Genomic DNA, 22,880 nt, shown 5'->3' on the forward strand with positions numbered 1-22,880 from the left:
TTTTTACTCTTCCCGAGAGCGTTTCAAAAGGCGCCCGACGGTAAAGGATGTGCGCGGAGCGTAGACGTAGTTCGTCCGCTCTTCCGGCGTTGGGCGAGAGCGCATCCGCGCAAGACCAAAAATGATCAACCCCAGATGTCCTGTGGCCACAAAGGCAAACAAAGCGCCGGGGCCGAACTGTTCGATCAGTGTCGAAGAAATATAGGGCGATGCAATTGCGCCCAAGGCGTACCAGAACATCAAGGCCGCAGACAGTTCGACCCGTTCTTCACTGGTGGCAAAGTCATTCGCGTGGGCCGAAGACAGCGAAAAGATCGGAAAGGTCGTTAGGCCAAAGAACCCGGCGGCCAGCATCACCCCAAGTGTCCCGGTCCCGCTGGCGGCCATCGTGAACCCGCAACTCAGTACAGCAGCGGCAGACAACCATATCAGAACCCAGCGTCGGTCATATTTGTCGGCAAGCCAGCCCAATGGATACTGTGCCAGTGCCCCGCCCAATACAAACGAAGCAAGGAAGAACGCAATCTGGTCCACGCCCAGCCCGACTTCTTGCCCGTAGACCGGACCAACCATGCGGAAGGACGCAGAACTGAGCGCCGAGACGATCACGCCGGCCACAGCCAGTGGGGAACAGGCCCATGCAAGCTTGGGCCGCAGCCGCTGTGTGTTCGGTGTCTGCGGTTGGCTGGCACGTGTCAGGGTCAGGGGCAGTAGCGAAGCACAACACAGGATCGCCAACAAGTTGTAGGACACGTAAGAGGCAGGCGGCAGCACCGCGATCATCAACTGTGCGCCCAGCGAGGCACCCAGATCCACGAGCCGATAGGTTCCCATGGCCCGGCCGCGCGTTTCATTGGTTACCTTGGCGTTCAGCCACGCCTCGATCACCGTGTAGCATCCCGCGATACAGGTGCCCGAAGCGATCCTGAGAACCGCCCAGATGTAGGGATTGTCTGTCAGGGTGTGACCGATCAATCCCATCGCGCCCAAGGCGGTGCAGACCGCGAAAGCACGAGAGTGGCCGACACTGCCCATCAGGCGCGGCGCCCACCAGCACCCGACAAAAAAGCCGATAAAATGGGCTGAACCCAGCAGACCGATCTGCTCGGTTGTAAACTCCAGCGTGATGCCGGAAATAGCATCGAGCGGACCAACCCCGCCCGTCGACAGCTGCAACAGAATGGCCGAAAGAAAAAGGGCGGCAAAGGAAATGATCGTGCGCATAGTGATCTCAGATTGGCGTCGTTGCCGCACAATGCGCGCATCTATTCGACTTTATCGAGTCGTTTTTTGCGCTTTGTTAATTAACGCGCACGGCTGATCTCGGCATGGATGTCCAGAACGACGGTGTCGCGAACCAGATCAGGATAGCCTGACGCGCCAAAGTCATGCCGGTTGAGGGCCCCGGTCAGGCCGATGGACAATGTGTTCAGATCGTCTGCCGCTGTGCCTGCCTGCCGATATAGATTGGCGTTCAGCGTGATCGGCCGCGTTACGCCTCTAACCGTCAGGTCCCCCGTAATGCGGGCCCCGTCCGAGATGCGCCCCTGTGCGCCAAGCTCAATTTTCGTTGAGACAAACCGGATTGTTGGGTGCTGCTTGGCATCCAGTACACTGGGGCTGAGCATGGGCATTCGGGCAAAAGGCAACCGTGTTCTGGCCTTGCTGACATCCAGCACAACCGAGACTTGACTGTTCTGCAGTTGGCGCGTGTCGATGTGAACATCGGCGGATCGGATTGGCATGGATCCCGACTGCATCACACCCGACAGGTTAAAGCTGAAGCCGACCCTGGTGTCGCTTGTCGATAGAACGTAAGGGCTGAGCGTCGCGTGCGACGGTCGGGCAAGGGGCAGGGCCGCCAGTCCGGCAAGGAAAGTGCGTCGGGTCAATACTCTCATGCCCGAAGGCTAGGGCGTGCGCTTTGACGGGCCAATCAAACATTGCGTGATCGTGGCTTTTTCAGACCGGGGCTTCTTTGGTCGCGACGCGCGTCAGGTGCAGGCCGGACCGGGCGGCGGTCATAGTGGCCTGCCATGTGACCGGGGGCAGGGCACGGGCGCGGCGGCGGGTCAGGGTCCAGCGCCGGGCCTCGCCCTGATGGGCCGCAGCCATATGCCAGCGCGTCTCGACCCCTTGCGCGCCACCGTCACCGGGGGTCAGCAGCAGGCCAAGCGGAGCCCGCCCCATCGTGCCGCCCTGTTCGGCGGCCAGATGCATCCGGCGTACCGGTGTCAGACCCGGCGCGCCTGGCAGGTCGCCGATGATCAACGGGATCGCCCCGCTGCGCAGCGCTTCTTCCATGCACCACAACAGATCTTCGGCGCGGGTGGGGCGGACAAAGATGAACCGGGCCGGATCGGCAAAGGGCATCATCCCGTCCGGGTTCAGCTGACCAGGCTCCCACGCGGGCGAGATCCACAGCACGGGCCCCTGCGCCTGACTGGCCAGCCACATGGCAAAGCTGCGCCGGGCAGGGCCACATGCCTCGTGCACGCGGCCCAGTTGCAGGGTGATTTGACTATGTAGGGTCAACCCCGGAGCAGCACGCGCGGGTTTTTGATCAAGAAGATGAGCAGCCATGCAGGCAGGCTAACATGTTCTTACTTTGTTCTCAATGATCGAATGCAGCCCTGAAAAGGTCAGCGCGACAGGATCATGCGCCCGTTTGCGAATTGGATGTTGGAAAATCGATGCAGGTAATCCATCCCCAGCAAGGACTTGTGCAGCTCACCTTCATTGACCCAGGCAGATACGTTTTGATCGGTGATGGGGCCAACGGTCAGGGTTTCAAGCCGGACCGGGGCGGTGCGCACCTCGCCATTGGCGGTCAGGGCGCGCCCAAAGTAATTCAGTTGATCCGGGTCGATACCTGCACGTTTCGCGTCCTGTGCGCTTAGGACAATTTGGCTGGCACCGGTGTCGACAAGAAAGTTGATTGGCTCACCATTGACCAAAACGGGCAGATAATAGTGGCCGTCATAGGCACGCGGCACCTCAATCGTTTCGCCAGTAACGGTCATCTGCGGAGCAGGGCTAACAGTTGAACGGATATCTTCCCAAAGACCAATAATCGCGATGACGCCGACAAAAATGAACACCCAGGCCATTACCTGTTGCAACGTCTTGTTCAGGGACTGGCGATTGTACGAGATGAACCAGAACACCAGCACTGTGCCAAGTATGACCAGATACACCAGTTGTCCAAAGCTGCCGCCATCCATGTGGTTCACCCCACCAAAGTTACGTGCTGTTTATATGGGGGTCTAAGATGCAAAACCAAAGGCCTTTAGGCCATCCAGAATGAACTGCACCGACAAAGCCGCCAGCAGCATACCCAGCAACCGGGTCAGCACATTCAACCCGGTTTTGCCCAGAATACGTGCGATCAGACCGCCTGACAGGAAGAAGATCAAAACGACGGCCATTACGGCCAGCATCACCAGGATTGCCTCGGCGATGCCCAGAAACCCCGGGTGCTGACCGGCCAAAAGGATGATCGTCGCAATCGACCCGGGCCCCGCCACCAAGGGAATGGCCAAAGGAAAAACAGACGGATCCGGGTGTTCTTCTTCTTCGGCCCGATCCTCGCGCCGTTTGGTGCGCCGTTCGAACAGCATGTCCAGCGCGGTCAGGAACAGCAGCGCACCGCCTGCAACCTTGAACGCCTCCATCGAGATGCCGACAAAGCCCAGAACCGCCTCACCAAAGGCTGCAAAGGCGATCAGGATGCCCGAGGCCACAGCACAGGTGCGATAGGCCGTCATGCGACGGGTCCGGGCATCCATACCCTGCGTCATCGCGACAAAAATCGGAGTTGTGCCAAACGGATCGATGACCACGAACAAGGTCGTGAACGCGGTGATGAAGAAAGCAAGGTCGATCATCCCGCAGCCTCCTGTTGCAGGTCTTTCAAAACAGCCAAAGCCTTTTCAGCCAAGGTGCTGGGAACGTACACGTGGTCATGGTGATACCCGGCAACCATGTTTGCCGGAATGTTGTTTTCCGCAAGGGCGGTCGAAACGGCAGCGGTCAGGCCCACCCCCTCAAGCGACGAATGAACCTGCAGTGTGATGCAGCGCATGGGCACCGCGTCTTCCGGTGCGGCGCCAACGGGGATGATCAGCGACAGACCTTCGGCTTCAATACAGCTTGCCCGTGTGCCTTCGGGCCAGGCTTTTTCTTGTGGCCAGACAACAAACGCAAATTCGCCCGGCTGAAGCACGGGGCGCATGCCTGCGATCATGGCCTTGGTTTCAACGACGGGCTTCATCATGCAACGTTTTCTGCCTGTTCCAGCCGTTCTGCCGCAGCAACCCATAGTGCTTCGGCCTTTTGCATCGCCTCGGTGACTTCCGCGAATTTGCGGTTCCAGGTTTCCAGATCGTTGATCTTGTCGTCTTCATACAAAGCCGGGTCCGACAGTTTGGCCGAAAGCTTGTCATGCATATCCGTCAGCTTCTCGATCCGATCCTCGCATTTGCGCAAATCGGCCCGCAAGGCCAGCATGGCCTCGCGCGAGGGGCGTTTGGGCTTGCTGACTTGCGGCTTTTCTTTGACAGGTTTGTCCCGCGCCAATAACAGAGATCGGTACGCTTCAAGGTCGCCGTCGAAGGGCTTGACCGTCCCGTCCGAGACCAACCAAAGCCGGTCCGCAACAAGGCTTAGAAGGTGCATGTCGTGGCTGACCAAAACGACCGCACCGGAGTATGCGGTCAACGCCTCGACCAGTGCTTCACGACTTTCAATATCAAGGTGGTTGGTCGGTTCATCCAGGATCAGCATATGCGGCGCATCAATCGTGGCGATCAGCAGCGACAGGCGCGCTTTCTGACCGCCGGACAGACGACCAACCTCGGTTTCGACCTGATCCGCGTTCAGTCCAAATCCAGCCAGCCGAGAGCGCCACTTGCCCGGCGCTTCGTCAGGACGCAGACGGCGCAGGTGGTCCAATGGCGTTTCGTCCACATAAAGCTCATCCACTTGATGCTGTGCGAAATAGCCGATGCGCAGCTTGTTGGAACGGCTCATCTTGCCCGCCATCAGGGGCAGGCGGTCGGACAAAAGCTTGGACAAGGTTGATTTGCCCTGACCGTTCTTACCCAACAGGGCAATCCGGTCATCCTGGTCAATCCGCAGGTTCAGGCGGCGCAGAACCTCAGTCTCGCCATAGCCGGTCACACCACCTTCGATCTGGATGATCGGCGGCGACAGTTCTTCTGGCTCGGGGAAGGAAAACGCGCGCAGGGCGGCCTCTTGCGGGGTTGAGACCAGTTGAATGCGCTCGATCATCTTCAGGCGGGATTGGGCCTGAACGGCCTTGGACGCCTTATAGCGGAAGCGATCGACGAAGCTTTGCAAATGCGCGATGCGTGCCTTCGCCTTGGCGTTCTCGGATTCCGCCTGCGCCAGACGTTCAGCGCGCCGTTCGGCGAATTTGTCATAAGGCACCGCGTAATAGGTCAGCTTGCGGTCTTCCAAATGCAGGATCGAGCCGACGGCACGGTTCAACAACCCTCGGTCGTGGCTGATTATGATCACCGTGTGCGGATATTTGGCCAAATAGCTTTCCAGCCACAACGCGCCTTCAAGGTCCAGATAGTTGGTTGGTTCGTCCAGCAACAGCAGATCAGGCTGCGAGAACAACACCGCTGCCAAAGCGACACGCATCCGCCAGCCGCCCGAAAAATCCGAACAGGGCTTTAGCTGGTCTTCATCGTCAAAACCCAAGCCTTTGAGGATCGAGGCAGCGCGCGCCTCGGCGGACCAGGCGTCGATATCGGCCAAGCGGGTCTGGATGTCGGCAATGCGGGCGGGGTCTTCGGCGCTGTCGGCTTCGGCCATTAAAGCGCTGCGTTCCGTGTCAGCGGCAAGAACCGTGTTGATCAGCGAGACATCGGACGAGGGCACTTCTTGAGCGACACCGCCGATCCGCGCGCGTTTGGGGACCGCGATATTGCCCGATTCCAGCGCCAGTTCCCCCCGGATCAGGCGGAAGAGGGTGGTCTTTCCGGTGCCATTACGGCCCACAAGGCCAACCTTGTGCCCGTCTGGAATGGTTGCGCTTGCGCCGTCAAATAAAGGACGGCCTTCAACGGCATAGGTGATGTCTTCGATCCGTAGCATGGGCCGCTCTTAGCAGAGGCGTGATGCCGCCGCCAGCGGCTTGGCATGTTCAAGTCTCATGCAATGTGTTAGCGCTGTGTCGTTTGCTTTTCTGAACGGTTTTTCCCATGCGCGCGGCCCAAACGCCCCCTCATCTGATCACGCTGATCTTTGCCACTGCGTTGTCGGTGCTGTCGCTGAACATGTTCCTGCCGTCGCTGGCCCACATGAGCGAAGATTTCGGCGTGGATTACGGCCTGATGAACCTATCGGTTGCCGGTTATCTGGCGGTTTCAGCCGTGCTGCAACTGATCATGGGGCCGCTGTCTGATCGCTTCGGACGCAGGCCGATCCTGTTGATGAGCATGACGATCTTCGTCGTCGCCTCAATCGGTTGCACACTGGCCGAGTCGATCTGGGTGTTCCTGGGTTTCCGGCTTTTGCAGGCTGCGGTGGTGGCCGGGTCGGTTCTGTCCAGCGCATCGATCAGAGACCGGTACCCACCAAACGAGGCGGCCAGCAAACTGGGGTATGTGGCGATGGCCATGGCTTTGGCACCGATGCTTGGGCCGATGCTGGGCGGCGGGCTGGATATGCTCTTTGGCTGGCGCTCGGGGTTTGTGCTTTACACTATGCTGGGGGCAGGGCTGTTGGTTTTGCTGTGGTTTGACATGGGCGAGACCAACATGAACCGCTCGTCCACCTTTTCAGCCCAACTGCGCGAATACCCGGATCTGTTTCGCGCCCGCAGGTTCTGGGGTTACGCCCTGTGCGCGTCGTTTTCGATTGGCGGGTTCTACAGCTTCATCACCGGCGCGCCACTGGTCGCCGCCGCTTGGTTCGATCTGAGCCCTGCGATGTTGGGCCTTGGCATAGGGATTATTACCGGCGGGTTCATGGTGGGTAACTTCGTCACTGGCCGGATCGCCGCGCGGACACGTCTGACCACGATGATCCTGATCGGACGGATTGTGGCCTCGACCGGGCCATTCCTCGGATTGCTGCTGTTTCTCGCTGGCCTTGGGTCGGTCTGGGTGTTCTTCGGCTCGGCCATATGTGTGGGATTCGGCAACGGGCTGACCAACGCCAATGCCTCGGCAGGGGTGATGTCCGTGCGCCCCAGGCTGGCAGGCAGCGCGGCAGGGTTGTCTGGCGCGATGGTGGTGGCGCTTGGGGCTGTCCTGACCTCGATGACGGGTGCGTTTGTCAGCCCCGAAAACGGGCCGTTTCTGGTTCTGGGCATGATGTGGGCATGCAGCTTTGCCGGGTTGCTTGCGGTGCTGTATGTCCGTCGTCTCGACCGGATCGACCCGTTGCCCGACACATTCTGAACGCCAAAGCGGCGAACGGGCCATCATAACACTTTTCATAAGCCAAAGACCGTGATACGCGGCGCGCGATGGATTTCGGCGCGGGCCCCGCGTCACATTGTAAGGAGAGGCCGACATGGCACTGGAACGCACATTCTCGATCATTAAACCCGATGCAACCCGCCGCAACTTGACTGGCAAAATCAATGCCAAGTTCGAAGAGGCCGGCCTGCGCATCGTCGCGCAAAAGCGCATCCACATGACCAAAGAGCAAGCCGGCAAGTTCTACGAAGTGCACGCCGAGCGTCCGTTCTATGACGAACTGTGCGAATTCATGTCGTCGGCTCCGGTTGTTGTTCAGGTTCTGGAAGGTGAAGGCGCCATTGCAAAGAACCGCGAAGTCATGGGCGCAACCAATCCTGCAGACGCAGCACCCGGCACCATCCGTGCCGAGTTTGCCGAGTCGGTTGGTGAAAACTCGGTCCACGGTTCGGACGCACCTGAAACCGCAGCCGTTGAGATCGCGTACTTCTTCTCGGGCATCGAACTGGTCGGCTAAGCCACCGCTTCTACCGAAGTATTGGGCCGCTCCAACTGGGGCGGCCTTTTTTGTTCAGACCTGCTTTAGATCTTTGGGTGCAACGCGCACGCCAATGGCATCCAGATCGGCGATCATCTGGTTTTCGGGCGCGGCGCTATTGCCCGCCTTTATCGCGTCAAAGCGCTGACGCAGGGCTTTCTTTTCTTCGCCTTTGCAGTCGTTCCACGGACGGCCCTGCAACCCCATCACAAGAACGTAGTAGCCGATAAAATGGGCCCTGGTCCCGGCGCGCAATAGACGGGCATAAGCCTCGTCCGGCCCTAGCTCTCGCAACTCTTCCGCCGAATGAATCCCTGCACGGGCGCAGGCTTGTTCGAAAGCCGGGCCAAGGTTTCGGATCGATGAAACAGGGTCGCTCATGCGTTCGTTTTACGTTCATCCCGCTGCCCTGTCACCCGAGGATTACGTTTGGTCAAAACGGAATGTCTTGATGTTTTCCCAAGCTTGCGTTTGCATGAGGCGAGGCTTTCGCGGAGGGTCGGGTGTTTGAACACACAAAGACCAAAGAAGGATCGATTGAAGGGGGAGTGAACGTGCCGTCTGAAGACCTGTTCTTTCTCTCCTCGATGATGGACACGAAAGCTATTGAGGCCTCTTTGCTGGGCTTAACTTTGGTGATTGAGCCAAAAGGTACAAGCAAGCCTTTTTCGATTTTGGATTGCCATGACCAGACCCAGCGCGCAGCAGGTCGAGTGCTGATCGAAAGCGGCGGGGCACTGCACTTGCTGCAAAAAGACCAGCGCCCGTTGTCCCAGAGCGGCTTTGGTAAAGGGCGGTTCGTTCATGACCTGCCTGACGGTGAAGTGCGGGCGGCGATGCACGATTTTCCAAAGCTCCGGGCCCTGATGCAGATTGGGGTCGGTAAGCTGGAAGAGAGCACTCTTGTTGTGCTGGACGAACTGCAAAAGACGCAGGTCAGAGGGGTGATCTGGTCTATGACGTCGGCCTCGGGGCAGGCTACGGTCGTTCGATTGCATGGGTTGCGCGGTTATGAACGCACCTATCAAAAGGTCTGCTCTTCAATCGTTGAATTGCCGGGCTGCGCACAGGACGTTGAAGCGCTCTATGCAGGTCTGTTTTCGGGCTTGGTGACCTACCGGGCCAAGCCCGAGATCAAACTTGGAAAAACCGAACCCTCGCTCGAAGTGGCGACAGATATTATACACACCCATCTGAAGGTTGCCCGGCAAAACGAAGAGGGCATAGTCGCCGATATTGATACAGAGTTTCTGCACGATTACCGTGTGTCATTACGTAAGATCCGGTCTGTAGTCAGCTTGTTCAAAGGGGTGTTTTCCGAAGACCAGACCGAAGAACTGAAACGCGTTTTTTCGAACCTTATGGCGCCAACCGGGCGGCTGCGAGATCTGGATGTATACCTTTTGGAAAAAGATATGTACTTCAGCCTCATACCAGCCAACCTTCATGTGGGACTGCAGGCGATGTTTGAGCAGTTTCAGAAAGAGCGCAAACAGGAACTGTCGCGCTTGTCTCGCAGATTGCGCAGTCGTGACTACAGCGCGTCGATGGATCGTCTGATCGAAAGGTTCGATGGCACCGTCCATCTGCAACCGGGACCAAACGCCGATCGGGGCGCTTATGACTATGCCTGTACGCTGATCTGGAAACGCTATCGCAAGGTGTGCAAAATCGCGCGAAGCATCACCGATGACACTCCGGATGAGACGGTCCATGACCTGCGTATTGATTGCAAGAAACTGCGTTATTTGATGGAGTTCTTTGCCCCGCTCTTTGACGCGAAGGCATTCAAAACGATACTCAAGCCTTTAAAAAAGCTGCAAGATAACTTGGGTCTGTTTAATGACTATTCGGTGCAGCAAGAGGCTCTGCTGACATTTGTCTCGCAGCAAAGCAACGCGCAGGGTCGTGTGGATTCACAGATTGGTCTGGCTGTAGGAGGGTTGATTGCCGTGCTGGATCAACGTCAAAAGTTCGAGCGCAGCCGTGTCATCACCAGTTTCCAGCATTTTGACAGCCCTGAAACCCAGCATCTGTTCCGCAGATTATTTCACCATAATGAGGAGTGAGGGATGAAGATCATTGCCTGCTACAGCAACAAGGGCGGTGTCGGTAAAACCGCAACCTCGGTGAACCTCGCATTTGCGTATGCGCAGGCAGGGAAACAGGTTCTGCTGTGTGATCTCGATCCTCAAGGCGCGTCGGGCTTCTACTTTCGCGTGAAACCATCAAAGAAACTGACGGACGCGCGGTTTTTCGAAGATGTAGAACGGTTTACCAAGGCAATCCGGGCCAGCGACTTTGAAGGTTTGGACGTGCTGCCTGCAAACCTGACTTTCCGCGATTTCGATGTGTTCCTGTCCCGGATGCGTAACAAACGCTCGCGCCTGAAAAAGGCACTGGTTTCGGCCGGCAGTGACTATGACGTGATCATCCTGGATTGCCCGCCAAACTTTTCGACCCTGTCAGAGAACATCTTCAAGGCGGCTGATGTAATCGTTGTGCCGGTTATTCCCACAACTCTTTCTGAACGCACGTTCGACCAGTTGGTAAGCTTTTTTGACGAACACAAGCTGCGCAAGAAAAAGCTGAGGGCGTTCTTTTCGATGGTCCAGCAGCGGAAGGTTCTGCATCAGGAAACGATGCTGTCGATGCGCAAGCTGTATCCTAAACGGTTTTTACAAACGACGGTGCCATTTGCGGCGGACATAGAAAAAATGGGTCAGCACCGTGCCCCGGTCAGCACCTATGCGGGGCGCAGCGTGGCTTGCGCATCCTATCAGGCGCTGTTCGACGAATTGGAAAACGGAGTAGTTTCGGCCAAATGAGTAAAGAAATCGAACGCAAGTTTCTGGTTGCAGACTTGCCGGACCTGAGCAATGCGCAGAAAGCGGTTGTGCGACAGGGCTATCTAACGGCGCCTGACGACTCGACAGAATTGCGGTTGAGGCAAAAGAACGATGCGTTTTACCTGACCCTGAAAGGCGGCGGTGGGCTGGTCCGTGTTGAACGTGAAGCACAGATTACGGAAGCACAGTTTGAAACCTTCTGGCCTGAAACCGAAGGTCGCCGCGTCGAGAAAGAGCGCTTCACCGGACACTTGACGGGTGGGCTCAGGTTTGAGCTGGATATTTTTTCAGGCGATCTGGCGTCGTTACGGCTGGTTGAAGTCGAGTTCAATTCTGTAGAAGACGCCGAGGCTTTTGTGCCGCCGGTATGGTTCGGAGCGGATGTAACGGAAGACAAACGCTATAAAAACAAGACAATGGCGACAAACGGTATCCCGGCTTAGGGCTTCTGCGCCAGAAAGATCGTTGTTTTCAGACCGGGGTCACAGTTTTCGGCTGCAAATTTCCCGCCATGCATATGCGAAATCGCTGCGACCAATGCCAGACCCAGCCCGGCATTGCGTTCCGTCCTCGCGGGGTCAAGAGTTACAAAAGGCAATTGCAGGCGATCCAGTTCTTCGGGTGGGACGCCCGGGCCCTGGTCACGAACATGCAGACAGGCAAACCCGTTCGTGGCATCCATCGACACTGTGATGGTCGACTCCTCAGGCGCATACCGCATAGCATTTTCCAGCAGGTTGGACAGGGCTTGCGATAGAAGCGGGCGGTGCCCTTCGATCGGGGGGGCAGAGCCACTGATTTCTAGTGTAATACCCTGATCAGCTGCGACAGGGTCATAAAGTTCCACAACATCCCCGACGAGGTGTTGTAAATCGATGGTTTCGAACTGTTCGCGCCCAAGCCCCGCTTCGGCACGTGAAATCTCGGTCAGTTGCGCCAACACACGCAGCACGTGGTCTATTTCTGCTGTTGCACGGGCGATATCGACTTCGCGCTCCAGATCGGTTTTTCCCGGTTCTGACAGGGCCTCGACACGCTGACGCAAACGCGAGAGCGGAGATCGCAGGTCGTGCGCAATGGAATTCGACGTGGTGCGCAGGTTGCTGATCAGTTCTTCGATCCGATCCAGCATGTTGTTCAACGTTCCCGAAACTTGGTCAAATTCGTCGCCGGTTCCACGCATGGGCATTCTTTTGGACAAATCACCTGACACAATGTTTTCGGCCGTGCTGGCAATGTCCGAAAGACGCGCAAAGACCAGACGCGTAAACAGCCAGCCGGTAATCACGCTCAGCACAAAGGCGATCCCCAGTGCCAATGCGACCGACCTGAACAGGACGCGATCAAACTGCTGGCGTGTGGCGGCATCGCGCCCAACCAGCAGACGTTCCCCGCCTGGCAGGCGGATTGAGGCGGCCGACACCGGGACAAGCTGGTCATTGTCGGCGCGACGAAGCTCCAGATCGACCCAACCGCTGCCTGCGGCAACATTCACTGGCCAGGATTTCAGGTTCCCGACCAGCTTGACGCCCATCCGATCCGTCAAAAGGTAAAGCGCGTCTCGTTCAAAAGCGCTTGGAAGCCGCCTCTCAATTGCCGTGATCAACCCAAGCAGACCACGCCTTTCATATTCATCCGCCAGACCCGTCAGTTCAGCTGAAACGACCGAGCGTGTCTCAGATTCGATGCTTCGGTTTGCGGTGACGTAGACCAAAGCCAACACCGACGCAGTCAGGAAGGTGCTGAGAAACATACTGGTCGCGACCAGTCGCGTACGAGAATTGTTAAGTGAAAGTCGCAGGTTATCCATCAGACATCATGTAGCCCGCACCGCGAACGGTTTCAATCAACGGGGCGTCGCCGCCTTCATCCAATTGCCTCCGCAGTTTCGAGATATGGACGTCGACAACGTTGGTGTTTGGATCGAAGTGATAGTCCCAAACGCCTTCAAGCAGCATGGTGCGCGACACCACGCGGTTCTTGCGACGCAGAAAAAATTCAAGGATCTGAAACTCGCGGGGGGTGAGCGTAATCTCATGCCCGTCTCGGGTGACTTTTCGGGTCAACAGATCCATCTCAAGGTCTTTGCAGGTGAGCGTTGGCGTTTCCTCGGATTCCTGCGGACGTCGCAGCAGAGCTTCGATCCGGGCGTGCAATTCCTGAAAGGAAAAAGGTTTAACCAAATAGTCGTCCGCGCCCGAGCGCAGGCCCTTGACCCGTTCGTCTACGGCGCTCATGGCTGTCAGCATCAGGACGGGTGTTTTTAAACCGGCCGCGCGAAGAGATTTGATCAAGGACAGCCCATCCAAGCCTGGCAACATCCGGTCCAGCACTATGGCGTCGAACCCTCCATCTGTGGCGTGATACAACCCTTCACGGCCATCTTCTGCGGTTTCAACCACATAGCCTTCTTCGCCGAAGCCTTTGGCGATAAAGTCCCTGGTGTCAGCGTCATCTTCCACGATCAACAGACGGCGGCTCATGGTCGGGCTCCTTTCTATCGGGATTTAAACACAATTTTCAGGTGATGCACATTGAATTCGGGGGATCTTGCCGGGTGCTGGGCATGCACCCGGCAAGCCCGGCGGATAGTGGACAACTCTGTTCCGCCGGGTGAGGCGCGCGCCGAAAATCCCCATCAAGCGGCGCGCGCGTGTTCAAATCAGGCCAGTTCCACCGCGACGAAGATCTGGCTGCCACCGCGATTGATCAGCACCAGGGCCGGATCGGTTTTTTCGCTATCCAGTGCGGCCTTCAACGCGTCAGGTGTGAACGTGTCCTGGTTGCCCAGTTTGACGATCACGTCACCGCGCTGCAGACCGGCCTTTGCGGCGGGGCTGTCCGGTTTCAGATCTGTGACCACAACGCCTTCGACGGTCTCGGCGACACCTGTCTCGGCGCGCACCGTTTCGGTCAGCGGGGCGACTGTGACGCCCAGCGTGGTGCCTGCAACCTCAGCTTCGACCGGCGTGTCGGCCTGCGCAGACGCTGCCTGGTGTTGACCAACGGTCAAGGTCAGCGTTTCCTCTTTGCCGTCACGCAACACTGTCAAAGTGCTGTCAGTACCAACTTTGGTTGTGCCGACCAGAATGGGCAGATCACTGCTCGAGTCGACGGCTTCATCATTGAAGGACAGGATCACATCACCCTGTTTCAGAACGCCATCCGCCGGGCTGTCGGCAACCACATCAGACACCAGTGCACCGGATGACGCATCGATCCCCAGGGCGGCCGCGAGTTGCGGGCTGATATTCTGGATCGAAACACCCAGCCATCCGCGGCTGACTTGGCCATCATCCCGCAAATCGGTGGTGATGTGTTCGACGATATTCGACGTCACGGCAAAGCCCAGGCCCACCGATCCACCGCTGGGTGAATAAATGGCTGAATTCACACCGATAACTTCGCCATCCATGTTGAACAGGGGACCACCTGAATTGCCTTTGTTGATTGCTGCGTCCGTCTGAATGAACTCTGCGTAGGGGCCTTCCGAGATGTTGCGTCCCTTTGCCGAGACGATACCGGTGGTCACTGTTGAGCTCAGACCAAACGGATTTCCGATGGCTACAACGTCTTCGCCGACGCGGATGACATCGCTGTCGCCCAGTTCAACGGCCTGAAGCGCGGTATCTGCATCGATTTTCAACACAGCGATATCGGTCAGTGGGTCCGTTCCGATCACTTCGGCCTCAAAGGTGCGGTCATCGTTCAGCCGAACGGTCACGGTTGAAGCATTGTCCACGACATGGTGATTGGTAACAATGTATCCCGCTTCATCCAAAACAAAGCCCGAGCCCAAACCCTGTGCTGGGCCTTGCTGGGGGGCGTTGAAGCCTTCGGGCGCGCCGAAGCGCTTGAAGAATTCACCAAACGGATGCCCGTCGAAGTCAAAGTTTTGCCCGGGTGTTGCGCCGGGTACGATCTCTTGTTCCGCGATGATGGTCACGACCGAAGGTGAAACGGTTTCGACCAGATCTGCCAGCGCCTCGTCCGCCATGGATGGAATGGCAGTTGTTGCCAGCATGGCTGCGCCCAAGGCACCAATGCCCATCCAGTTGGAGGTCCGGGGAAGTAATAGCGATGATTTGCGGATGCTCATTTCTGTCTCCTGTATGTGTCGCGCAGGTGCGACTGCGCGTTGAGACAAGAGATGCGACAGCAGGATTGGTCTTTCCTTAGGGATATGTGAAGAAATCTTAATTTTGCCACAAACCCAGTGTTCTGTGACGGCCGACGTCAATACGGGATTCGCTGAAATTGCCGGGTCGTCGGCACGCGAATCGGAGGATTGTTGCTGAAATTGACGTCAAACTTTCAAAAGCATTGAATTATTTTTGTTTTGTTGACAATGATCTGTCGACAGGATGGGGAAAAATGCAGCTCCCTCAATGGTTGTGCTCAGGTAGGCGTTTAGCTGGACTTGACGAAAAAACTTTGACGTGAGCGAGGTGTAAGCACGAATAAGTTTGTGCATAACCTCGAATCGTTATCGTGTTTACAATTGTGCGATCCCTCATAGGTTGATTGGTGTATGGGGCGTTGTTGCTCAAAAACCATTCAAAGTTGAGCTAAGTTAACCATACCTGCCAATTTTACGTTGTTTCGCGTGATCAGATCAGTGAGGATGATCTTGCCCAAGTGAGGGGGAGCCAAAAGCGCTAGGGGGCGCTGCTGGTTCACTCAGTCACCGAGAGTTTTAGCGGCGTGTTAACGAGGGGGTCTTGTTTAGGTTTGGCTGCTATTTAGCCGGATTGTCTTGAAGGCGATCTGACCAGGCTTTTGGGATTGAGAAAAGTGGTAGTCCTGTATTGGGCACCGGCCCGGTCTTCAAGACCGGGCCGTGTTTATTTCGGAGTCCGATTTTTTCGCCAGGCGTGCCAGTCATCGGGTGTATCCAAGTCCAGCAAAGCGTTCCTGTTCGGCAAGCGGTGCAGATGCACTTTGTCTTGATTTGTCCGCACCACCTGCTGGGCACCTTTATCGCCCTGCAAACGTGAAAGTTGATCAAAAAGGCTTCGGTCAAAGATCACCGGATGACCGGGTTTGCCGTCCGCAGTGGCGCCGCGCCAGATAAGGTAGTCTGGGTGGGTTTTACATGCGTTCACGACCGCAGCCAGATCGGCACCAGACAGGTCTGGCAGATCGGCCAACAGCACCATCACTGCCGGAGCGTCAGACGAAACCCGTCGCATCGCAGCACGCAAGCTTGCGTTCATACCTTCTGTTGCGTCCGGAACAGGTACTGTCTGAACATCCAAACCTGTCAGCGCGTCATATCTGGGGTGTGGTTTCGGGGGCAGGGCGGCAAGCACGGGGCCAACGGCCCGCGCGCTGCACGCTGATCGCGTCAATAAAGGGACACCGTCAATCATTTGCATCAACTTGTCCACGCCGCCCATGCGGCTGGATTGTCCGGCGGCCAGCAGGATGATGGGAATATCAGTCATGCCGTCACAATGCCGCCGGTCGACCGGAGTGTCATCCCCTCATGCGTGTGCCGTCGGGGTCAAACAAAGGCGTTGAAAGTACCTTTGCCTTTCGCATCTGCCCAAGAATTTCGATTTCGACCTCTAAGCCTTCGGATATGCGGTCAGAAGGTAAGAAGCCCATCGCAATGGATTTCTGTGCGAAGTGAGAGTACCCGCCCGATGTACAGAACCCGACCACTGCATCGTCCAGCCAGATCGGCTCATAAGCGTTCACATCTGCGTCGTCTGCATCAACTTCGAAGGCGACCAATGTGCGGGCGGTTCCGTCAGCACGTTCTGCCTCGGCAACGGCGCGGCCGATAAAGTCGCTGTTCTTGCGGAATGAGATAAAGCGGTCCAAACCGGTTTCCGCAGCGGTGTAGTCGGGCGAGAATTCCCGCATCCACGAGCCGAAAAATTTGTCCAGCCTCAGGCTCATCATCGCGCGCATCCCAAAGGGAACCATGCCATGCGTTTGCCCGGCTTCCCACAAGGTCCACCAGAGTTGCCGTTGGGCCATCGGATCGCAGTAGATCTCGTACCCAAGATCGCCAGTATAGCTGACCCGCTGAACGATGCACTCGGTCATGCCAACGGTCATGCGGCGGACATCAAGAAACCGGAAATCACTCAGGTCATCTCGGGTGCAGGCGGTCAGAACCTGCGTTGCCTTAGGACCAGCGATCTGAAACCCGTTTAAGCGGTCGCTGATGTTCTCGATGGAAACGCCATTTTGCGCATTTTGCAGGAACCAGCGCATGTGGAACGCCTGGCTGCCATAGGAGGCCGTCAACTGAAACTCGGTTTCGCTCAGGCAAGACACGGTGAAATCGCCGATCAGTTTCCCTTTGGGCGACAGCATCGGTGTCAGGGACAAGCGACCGGGTTTTGGCATACGTCCAGCCATGATCCGGTCCAGCCAATCCCGCGCCGCTGGTCCGGTGATCCGGTATTTGCCGAAGTTATGGACCTCGTTGATGCCAACGTTCTCACGCACGGCACGCACTTCGCGTCCCGTCGCTTCAAAGGCATCAGAGCGGCGGAATGAAGGCGTTTCGTAGCCCGGCTCATCCCCGTGGGCAAAGTAGTTGGCGACCTCGAGCCCGTATTGCTGTCCCCAGACTGCGCCCAGATCGCTGAAGATGTCGTACATCGGCGTTGTGCGGTTCGGTCGCGCGGCGGGCAGTTCCTCGTTCGGGTAGGCGACGCTGAAGCGTTTCTGATAGTTCTCTATGACTTTGGGGCGGGTATAGCCGGGGCTGATCCAATCGCCGAACCGGGCCACGTCCATGGCAAAAACGTCGCGCTCGGGCTCGCCCTCGATCATCCATTGCGCCAGTGTAAGGCCAACGCCGCCGCCCTGGCTGAATCCGGCCATTACGCCACAGGCCGACCAGTAATTTCGCATTCCGGGCACCGGCCCGACCAGCGGGTTGCCGTCGGGCGCAAAGGTGAAAGGCCCGTGTATTACAGACTTCACACCAGCTTCGGCGAGAACCGGGAAACGTTTGTAGGCAAACTCGATGCTGTCAGTGATTTTGTCATAGTCATCAGGCAGCAGTTCGTGGCCAAACTCCCACGGCGTGCCGTCCACGGCCCAGGGTTTGCAAGGCTGCTCGTAGAACCCGATGCAAAGCCCACGGCCTTCTTGTCGAAGATAGCTTTCGCCAGCCGGGTCCATCACATGAGGATGCTCGCCACCCGCATCAATGATCGCTTCGATCTGCGGGATCGAATCCGTGACCAGATATTGGTGTTCCATCGGGTGCAGAGGGAAGTAGACACCGGCCATCGCGCCCACTTCACGCGCCCATAGGCCGCCTGCGTTGACTACATGCTCGGAGTGAATGGTGCCCTTGTCGGTGACCACATCCCATGTTCCATCGGGACGTTGGTTGGTTTCGCGCACCATGCAATGTGTTTCGATTGTTGCCCCGCCCATGCGAGCGGCCTTGGCATAGGCATGAGTGGTGCCCGACGGATCCAGATGCCCGTCCAAAGGATCATAGAGCGCGCCAATGATGCCATCGGTGTTGGTGATAGGCGCGATCTTCTTGATCTCGTCTGGCCCGACGATTTCCGTCTCAAGCCCCATGAAACGGTGCTTGGCACGTTCTGCCAACAGCATGTCGAAGCGGTCCTGATTGTCGGCCAGCGTCACGCCACCCACATGGTGCAAGCCGCAGGACATGCCGGTGATCTCTTCCAGTTCCTTGTACAGACGGATGGTATAGCCCTGCAGCGCGGCCATGTTGGTGTCACCGTTCAGCGTGTGAAACCCGCCCGCCGCGTGCCAGGTCGACCCGCTGGTCAGTTCAGAGCGTTCCAGCAGCATCACATCGGACCAACCCAGTTTGGTCAGGTGATACAGAACGGAACAGCCGACGACACCGCCGCCGATGACCACCACGCGGGTTTGCAATTTCATAGGGACCTCCGATTGATTTCTGCCAGTGTGCTCAGCGCTTCTTGGGGCGCAATGCTAAATGCGACAAAACTTGTCGTGGAAGTCATTTGCTCGGCGCGATAGACGCGCCTGGGGTCGGTCACGCGCCTGTTACAGAATCAATCTAAGGGCCGCGCGACTGCACCTTCATGAGACACTCAGATAGGAAATGAAATGAGTAAATTCGATCTCAACCCCCAAGCGCTGAGCCGCCGGGAATTCATGGCGAAATCCGCGGCCCTGGGCCTGAGCGCAGCTGTGGCCAGCACGATCTGGGCCGAAGCGGGCCTGGCGGACACGCCTAAGAAAGGGGGACACTTTGTTCTGGGTTTGAAAGGGGGCGAAAGCACCAACACGCTGGATCCTGCCCTGTCGGCGTCGCATGTGACCGCCAAGGCGTTGCGAGCGTTTGGCAACACGCTGACCGTTGTCACTGCAGAGGGCGGCATTGCCCCGAGCATCGCAGAAAGCTGGGAAGCAACTGAGGATGGCAAGGTCTGGACCTTCCGTATCCGCAAAGGCGTAGAGTTCCACAACGGCAAAACCCTGACGCCAGAGGATGTTCAACTGACGTTGGCACGCCACTCGAACGAGGACGCTCAATCCGGTGCGCTGGGGATCATGCGCGGGATCGAAGATATTCGGGTCGATGGAGACAACGTAGTCATCACCCTGACCACTCCGAATGCTGATCTGCCTTATCTGATGTCAGATTATCACCTGATCATGCAGCCCGGTGGCGGCATGGAAAACCCGGCCGATGGCATCTCGACCGGCGCCTATAAGGTGGTCGCAGATGAACCGGGTGTGCGTTACGCGTTCGAAAAGTTCGCTAACCACTGGGATGAAAGCGTTGGCCACTACGACAGCCACGAGATTTTGGTTCTGAACGATGACACCGCGCGCTCAGCTGCTCTGCAGGCGGGTCAGGCGCACGCGATCAACGTCGTTCCGCCACGCACCGCCAAACTGTTTGGTCGCGCACCAGGCGTAACGCTCAACGCATCGTCGGGCCGTGGGCACTACATCTTTGTCATGCATTGCGACACCGCGCCTTTCGACAACAAGGACCTGCGTTTGGCGCTGAAATACGCCATCAACCGCGAGGAACTGGTGGACAAAGTGCTGCGCGGGTATGGCTCGGTTGGCAATGATATTCCAATCAACGAAGCCTATCCTCTGTTTGACGACTCGATGGAGCAGCGTGCGTTTGATCTGGCCAAAGCTGCCGAGCACTACAAGGCATCCGGGCATGACGGATCACCCATCGTGCTTCACGTCTCGGACGCGGCATTTGCTGGTGCGATCGACGCGGCGCAGCTGTTCCAGCTGTCAGCGCAAGAGGCGGGCATCCCGCTGGAAATCCAGCGTGAACCCGCAGATGGCTATTGGTCCGAAGTGTGGAACAACAAGCCGTTCTGCGCGTCTTATTGGGGCGGGCGCCCGGTACAAGACCAGATGTGGTCCGTCGGTTACCTGTCCACCGCAGACTGGAACGATACCCGCTTCAAGAACGAACAGTTCGACGCCCTGCTGTTGAAGGCGCGCGCCGAGTTGGACGAGAGCAAGCGTAAAGAAATCTACGGTCAGATGGCCCGGATCGTCTGGGAAGAAGGCGGTCTGATCAACCCGATGTTCAACCAGTTCATTGACGGGTATTCGGACAAGGTGACAGGTTGGTCCGCGCATGCGAACGGTGACCTGATGGATGGCTATGTCGCGAGCCGGACCTGGTTTGCCTAAGACTTTGACAACGACCGGTGCCCGGATTTCGGGCACCGGTTTCCGCCAAGGCTTAAAGCGGGCGCACTTTCAGTGCTGTGATGCGATTGCCTTCGCGAGCAGTGACTTCGAACCGGAATCCGTGGAATGAAAACACCTGACCCACGACCGGAATCATCTGTGCCTCGTGTATGACCAAACCCGCGAGGGTGTTGGCTTCTTCATCCGGCAGTGACCAATCCAGCGCGCGGTTTGCGTCACGGATTGTCATGGCACCTTCCACAAGGAACTGACCGTCTTCTGTACGGGTGACTGGCACCTCTTCCTCGATGTCAAATTCATCTGCGATTTCGCCCACGATCTCTTCCAGAATATCTTCCAGAGTAATCAGACCACGCAAAGATCCGTATTCGTCGACCACCAGCGCAAAATGGCTGTGCATCCGCAGGAATTCCCGCATCTGGTCGTCCAGAGTGGTGGTTTCCGGTACGAAATAGGGGGCATTGGCGACTTTACCGATATCAAAGCTGGCCAGACGGTCAGTGCCGCCATCGCTGCCACCGGCTTGCGCATACATAGCGCGGAACAGGTCTTTGGCGTGCACAACACCCACAATGTTTTCCGGCTCATCCCGGAAGACAGGAAGGCGCGTATGCGGGCTTTCCAGACATTGCTTCAAGATCGCTTCGGGCGCGGCGTCGGCATCAATCATTTCGATGTTCGAGCGGTGCAACATGATCTCTTCCACAGCTCGGTCACCCAGATCCAGCGCGCCCAGAATTCGGTCGCGGTCTTCTTTTTCGACCACGCCTTCGGAATGGCCCAGTTGCAGGGCCCCGGCGATTTCTTCGCGCACGGCCAGGATGTTGCTGTCGGGGTCGATCTGCACCCCAAACAGGCGCAAGACACCGCGCACCAGCAATCGCACAGCGGCAACGATGGGTGAGAACACAGTCACAACCACGCTGATGATTGGTGCGACCGCAGATGCGGCTTTTTCAGAGTTGGTGATGGCGTAGGTCTTCGGCAGCACTTCGGCAAAGATCAAAACCAGCAAGGTCATCACCAGCGTTGCCAAGGCCACGCCGCTTTCACCAAACAGTCGCGTGAAAAGTGCAGTCGCCAGCGAGGCCGCCAGAATGTTGACCAGGTTATTGCCCAGTAGAACCGATCCGATCAGACGCTCGTTGTCATCGGTGATCTCGAGCGCCTTCTTTGCCCCGCGTGATCCTTTGTCTGCCTGCGCCCTGAGTTTTCCGCGAGAAGAGGCCGTGAGCGCTGTTTCCGAGCCAGAAAAGAAGCCGGACAAGACGAGCAAAAGGAGGATAGCACCAGAGGTAAACCAGAAAGTGCTGTCGATCAGAGAAGGTGAGGGTTCCATCGGTCCTTGAGAGTTAGAGTTCTGCATCCGTTATGGGGATGCCACCCCGCCGGATCAAGGGCTTAGCCTTAGTCTTTCTTGGGGTCTTTGCTCAGCGGGTGATGTTGCAACACCAGTTCCGCCAGACGTTCGTCCAGAACATGGGTGTAAATCTCGGTTGTGGCGACGTCGGCATGCCCCAACAGGGTCTGGATCGAACGCAGATCAGCGCCATTGGCCAGAAGATGCGTGGCAAAGGCGTGTCGCAACGTGTGTGGCGTGACCTTTTCGGGTGAGACGCCACCGTGCACGGCCAGTTCCTTGACCAGAAGAAAGAACCTGTGACGCGTCAGATGGCCGGACTTTCCACGCGACGGGAACAGAAAGCGCGACCGTTGACCGCCTTTCTCAACGGTCTGCTCTTCGGCGTCGTCGCGCACGGTCAGCCAATCGGCCAATGCATCCCGCGCGGGTGGTGACAAGGGCACCATCCGTTCCTTACCACCTTTGCCCAGCACCAGCAGCATGCGCGGATCGCCGCGCGCTGAAGAGACGGGCAGGGACACAAGCTCGGTCACGCGCATGCCGGTGGCATATAACAGCTCCATCAGACATGTGTTGCGCACGCGGTCCGCCTGGGAGCGTCCGGTTTGACGCGCCGCTTCAAGCAGACGGTCCACCTCGGGCACATCCAGAGTTTTGGGAAGACGTTTCTGCCGCCCCGGACCTTTGATCTGAATGGCGGGGTTCACATCTCGCCAACCTTCCTCGAAGGCAAACCGATAGAGTTGCTTGATGGCCGAAAGTCGCCTTGCGCGGGTGGAACGGGACAAGCCCTGCGCATCGCAGTCGATCAGGTAAGCTTCGATTTGGTCCCGGTCGGCCTGTTCAAATCCCGTTGCTCGATGCTCCAACCACGCGGCAAGATCTTTCAGATCACGCCCATAAGCCAGCAACGTGTTTGTCGCCGCGCCAAGTTCAGCCGCCTGTGCTTGCAGGAAGGTTGAAATCCAAAGCTCGTTGGATGCCGGGCCGCTCAT

At 57.5% G+C, this 22,880-nt stretch carries 21 protein-coding genes; 6 read left to right on the forward strand and 15 right to left on the reverse strand.

Translation table 11 applies throughout. From position 1 onward, the window contains the following. Positions 1-3: 3 nt before the first annotated feature. From ACR0EV_RS03505 to ACR0EV_RS03535, 7 genes are all read right to left on the reverse strand, one after another. On the reverse strand, positions 4-1,224 hold the full coding sequence (locus ACR0EV_RS03505; protein WP_480798811.1) for an MFS transporter: 1,221 nt from the start codon (positions 1,222-1,224) through the stop codon (positions 4-6). An 80-nt stretch (positions 1,225-1,304) separates the two neighbouring features. After that, entirely contained in the window at positions 1,305-1,901 is a 597-nt protein-coding gene (locus ACR0EV_RS03510) for a YceI family protein (protein WP_480798812.1), read from the reverse strand. 61 nt (positions 1,902-1,962) lie between these two features. Continuing rightward, positions 1,963-2,583, reverse strand: coding sequence for an ImuA family protein (locus ACR0EV_RS03515; RefSeq protein WP_480798813.1), 621 nt, complete (start codon positions 2,581-2,583; stop codon positions 1,963-1,965). A 59-nt stretch (positions 2,584-2,642) separates the two neighbouring features. Then, the gene (locus ACR0EV_RS03520; RefSeq protein ID WP_171182865.1) at positions 2,643-3,224 is read right to left on the reverse strand and encodes a retropepsin-like aspartic protease family protein; all 582 of its coding nucleotides are present in this window, start codon (positions 3,222-3,224) and stop codon (positions 2,643-2,645) included. A gap of 42 nt (positions 3,225-3,266) precedes the next feature. Beyond that, positions 3,267-3,887: a MarC family protein gene (locus tag ACR0EV_RS03525; RefSeq protein WP_171089588.1), complete on the reverse strand. Its 621-nt coding sequence runs from the start codon at positions 3,885-3,887 to the stop codon at positions 3,267-3,269. Then, the gene (locus ACR0EV_RS03530; protein ID WP_171668082.1) at positions 3,884-4,276 is read right to left on the reverse strand and encodes an ACT domain-containing protein; all 393 of its coding nucleotides are present in this window, start codon (positions 4,274-4,276) and stop codon (positions 3,884-3,886) included. Before ACR0EV_RS03530 ends, ACR0EV_RS03525 begins: the two co-directional genes overlap by 4 nt. After that, positions 4,273-6,126 (reverse strand): ABC-F family ATP-binding cassette domain-containing protein, encoded by a 1,854-nt coding sequence (locus ACR0EV_RS03535; protein ID WP_480798814.1) that lies wholly within the window; start codon positions 6,124-6,126, stop codon positions 4,273-4,275. The genes ACR0EV_RS03530 and ACR0EV_RS03535 overlap by 4 nt, the downstream gene beginning before the upstream one ends. A 107-nt stretch (positions 6,127-6,233) precedes the next feature. Between ACR0EV_RS03535 and ACR0EV_RS03540 the strand changes: the two genes are divergently transcribed. Both ACR0EV_RS03540 and ndk read left to right on the forward strand, forming a co-directional pair. Next, on the forward strand, positions 6,234-7,436 hold the full coding sequence (locus ACR0EV_RS03540) for a multidrug effflux MFS transporter (RefSeq protein WP_480798815.1): 1,203 nt from the start codon (positions 6,234-6,236) through the stop codon (positions 7,434-7,436). Positions 7,437-7,551: 115 nt separating this feature from the next. Next, positions 7,552-7,974: a nucleoside-diphosphate kinase gene (gene ndk, locus ACR0EV_RS03545; RefSeq protein WP_068334875.1), complete on the forward strand. Its 423-nt coding sequence runs from the start codon at positions 7,552-7,554 to the stop codon at positions 7,972-7,974. 54 nt (positions 7,975-8,028) lie between these two features. Here the strand turns inward: ndk and ACR0EV_RS03550 are convergent, their stop codons facing one another. Beyond that, entirely contained in the window at positions 8,029-8,376 is a 348-nt protein-coding gene (locus ACR0EV_RS03550) for a TfoX/Sxy family protein (protein ID WP_480798816.1), read from the reverse strand. Between the two features lie 122 nt (positions 8,377-8,498). On the opposite strand from ACR0EV_RS03550, the gene ACR0EV_RS03555 reads away from it, so the two are divergent. Genes ACR0EV_RS03555 through ACR0EV_RS03565 form a run of 3 tightly spaced genes read left to right on the forward strand, consistent with a single transcriptional unit; the run spans position 8,499 to position 11,287 of the window. Continuing rightward, positions 8,499-10,064 (forward strand): CHAD domain-containing protein, encoded by a 1,566-nt coding sequence (locus ACR0EV_RS03555; protein WP_480798817.1) that lies wholly within the window; start codon positions 8,499-8,501, stop codon positions 10,062-10,064. A 3-nt stretch (positions 10,065-10,067) separates the two neighbouring features. Next, positions 10,068-10,823: a ParA family protein gene (locus tag ACR0EV_RS03560; protein ID WP_480798818.1), complete on the forward strand. Its 756-nt coding sequence runs from the start codon at positions 10,068-10,070 to the stop codon at positions 10,821-10,823. Next, positions 10,820-11,287, forward strand: a complete 468-nt coding sequence (locus tag ACR0EV_RS03565; protein ID WP_480798819.1) for a CYTH domain-containing protein — start codon at positions 10,820-10,822, stop codon at positions 11,285-11,287. The genes ACR0EV_RS03560 and ACR0EV_RS03565 overlap by 4 nt, the downstream gene beginning before the upstream one ends. Here ACR0EV_RS03565 and ACR0EV_RS03570 read toward each other — a convergent pair. The 5 genes from ACR0EV_RS03570 to ACR0EV_RS03590 all read right to left on the reverse strand — a co-directional run bounded on the left by ACR0EV_RS03570 (position 11,284) and on the right by ACR0EV_RS03590 (position 18,740). Further along, entirely contained in the window at positions 11,284-12,654 is a 1,371-nt protein-coding gene (locus ACR0EV_RS03570) for a sensor histidine kinase (RefSeq protein WP_480798820.1), read from the reverse strand. The two genes, ACR0EV_RS03565 and ACR0EV_RS03570, sit on opposite strands and share 4 nt — an antisense overlap. Beyond that, the gene (locus ACR0EV_RS03575; RefSeq protein WP_480798821.1) at positions 12,647-13,327 is read right to left on the reverse strand and encodes a response regulator transcription factor; all 681 of its coding nucleotides are present in this window, start codon (positions 13,325-13,327) and stop codon (positions 12,647-12,649) included. Before ACR0EV_RS03575 ends, ACR0EV_RS03570 begins: the two co-directional genes overlap by 8 nt. 179 nt (positions 13,328-13,506) lie before the next feature. Further along, on the reverse strand, positions 13,507-14,943 hold the full coding sequence (locus tag ACR0EV_RS03580) for a DegQ family serine endoprotease (RefSeq protein WP_480798822.1): 1,437 nt from the start codon (positions 14,941-14,943) through the stop codon (positions 13,507-13,509). A 745-nt stretch (positions 14,944-15,688) separates the two neighbouring features. Further along, positions 15,689-16,291 (reverse strand): nucleotidyltransferase family protein, encoded by a 603-nt coding sequence (locus ACR0EV_RS03585; RefSeq protein WP_480798823.1) that lies wholly within the window; start codon positions 16,289-16,291, stop codon positions 15,689-15,691. A gap of 31 nt (positions 16,292-16,322) precedes the next feature. Next, a complete protein-coding gene (locus tag ACR0EV_RS03590; protein WP_480798824.1) occupies positions 16,323-18,740 on the reverse strand; it encodes a GcvT family protein in 2,418 nt (805 codons plus the stop codon). A 192-nt stretch (positions 18,741-18,932) separates the two neighbouring features. Here ACR0EV_RS03590 and ACR0EV_RS03595 point away from each other — a divergent pair, with 192 nt between their 5' ends. Further along, a complete protein-coding gene (locus ACR0EV_RS03595; protein WP_480798825.1) occupies positions 18,933-20,501 on the forward strand; it encodes an ABC transporter substrate-binding protein in 1,569 nt (522 codons plus the stop codon). 52 nt (positions 20,502-20,553) lie between these two features. Here the strand turns inward: ACR0EV_RS03595 and ACR0EV_RS03600 are convergent, their stop codons facing one another. Both ACR0EV_RS03600 and ACR0EV_RS03605 read right to left on the reverse strand, forming a co-directional pair. Continuing rightward, positions 20,554-21,861, reverse strand: coding sequence for an HlyC/CorC family transporter (locus ACR0EV_RS03600; protein ID WP_480798826.1), 1,308 nt, complete (start codon positions 21,859-21,861; stop codon positions 20,554-20,556). 68 nt (positions 21,862-21,929) lie between these two features. Beyond that, entirely contained in the window at positions 21,930-22,880 is a 951-nt protein-coding gene (locus tag ACR0EV_RS03605; RefSeq protein WP_480798827.1) for a site-specific tyrosine recombinase XerD, read from the reverse strand.

It is taken from the genome of Ruegeria sp. CF8 (assembly GCF_056537285.1).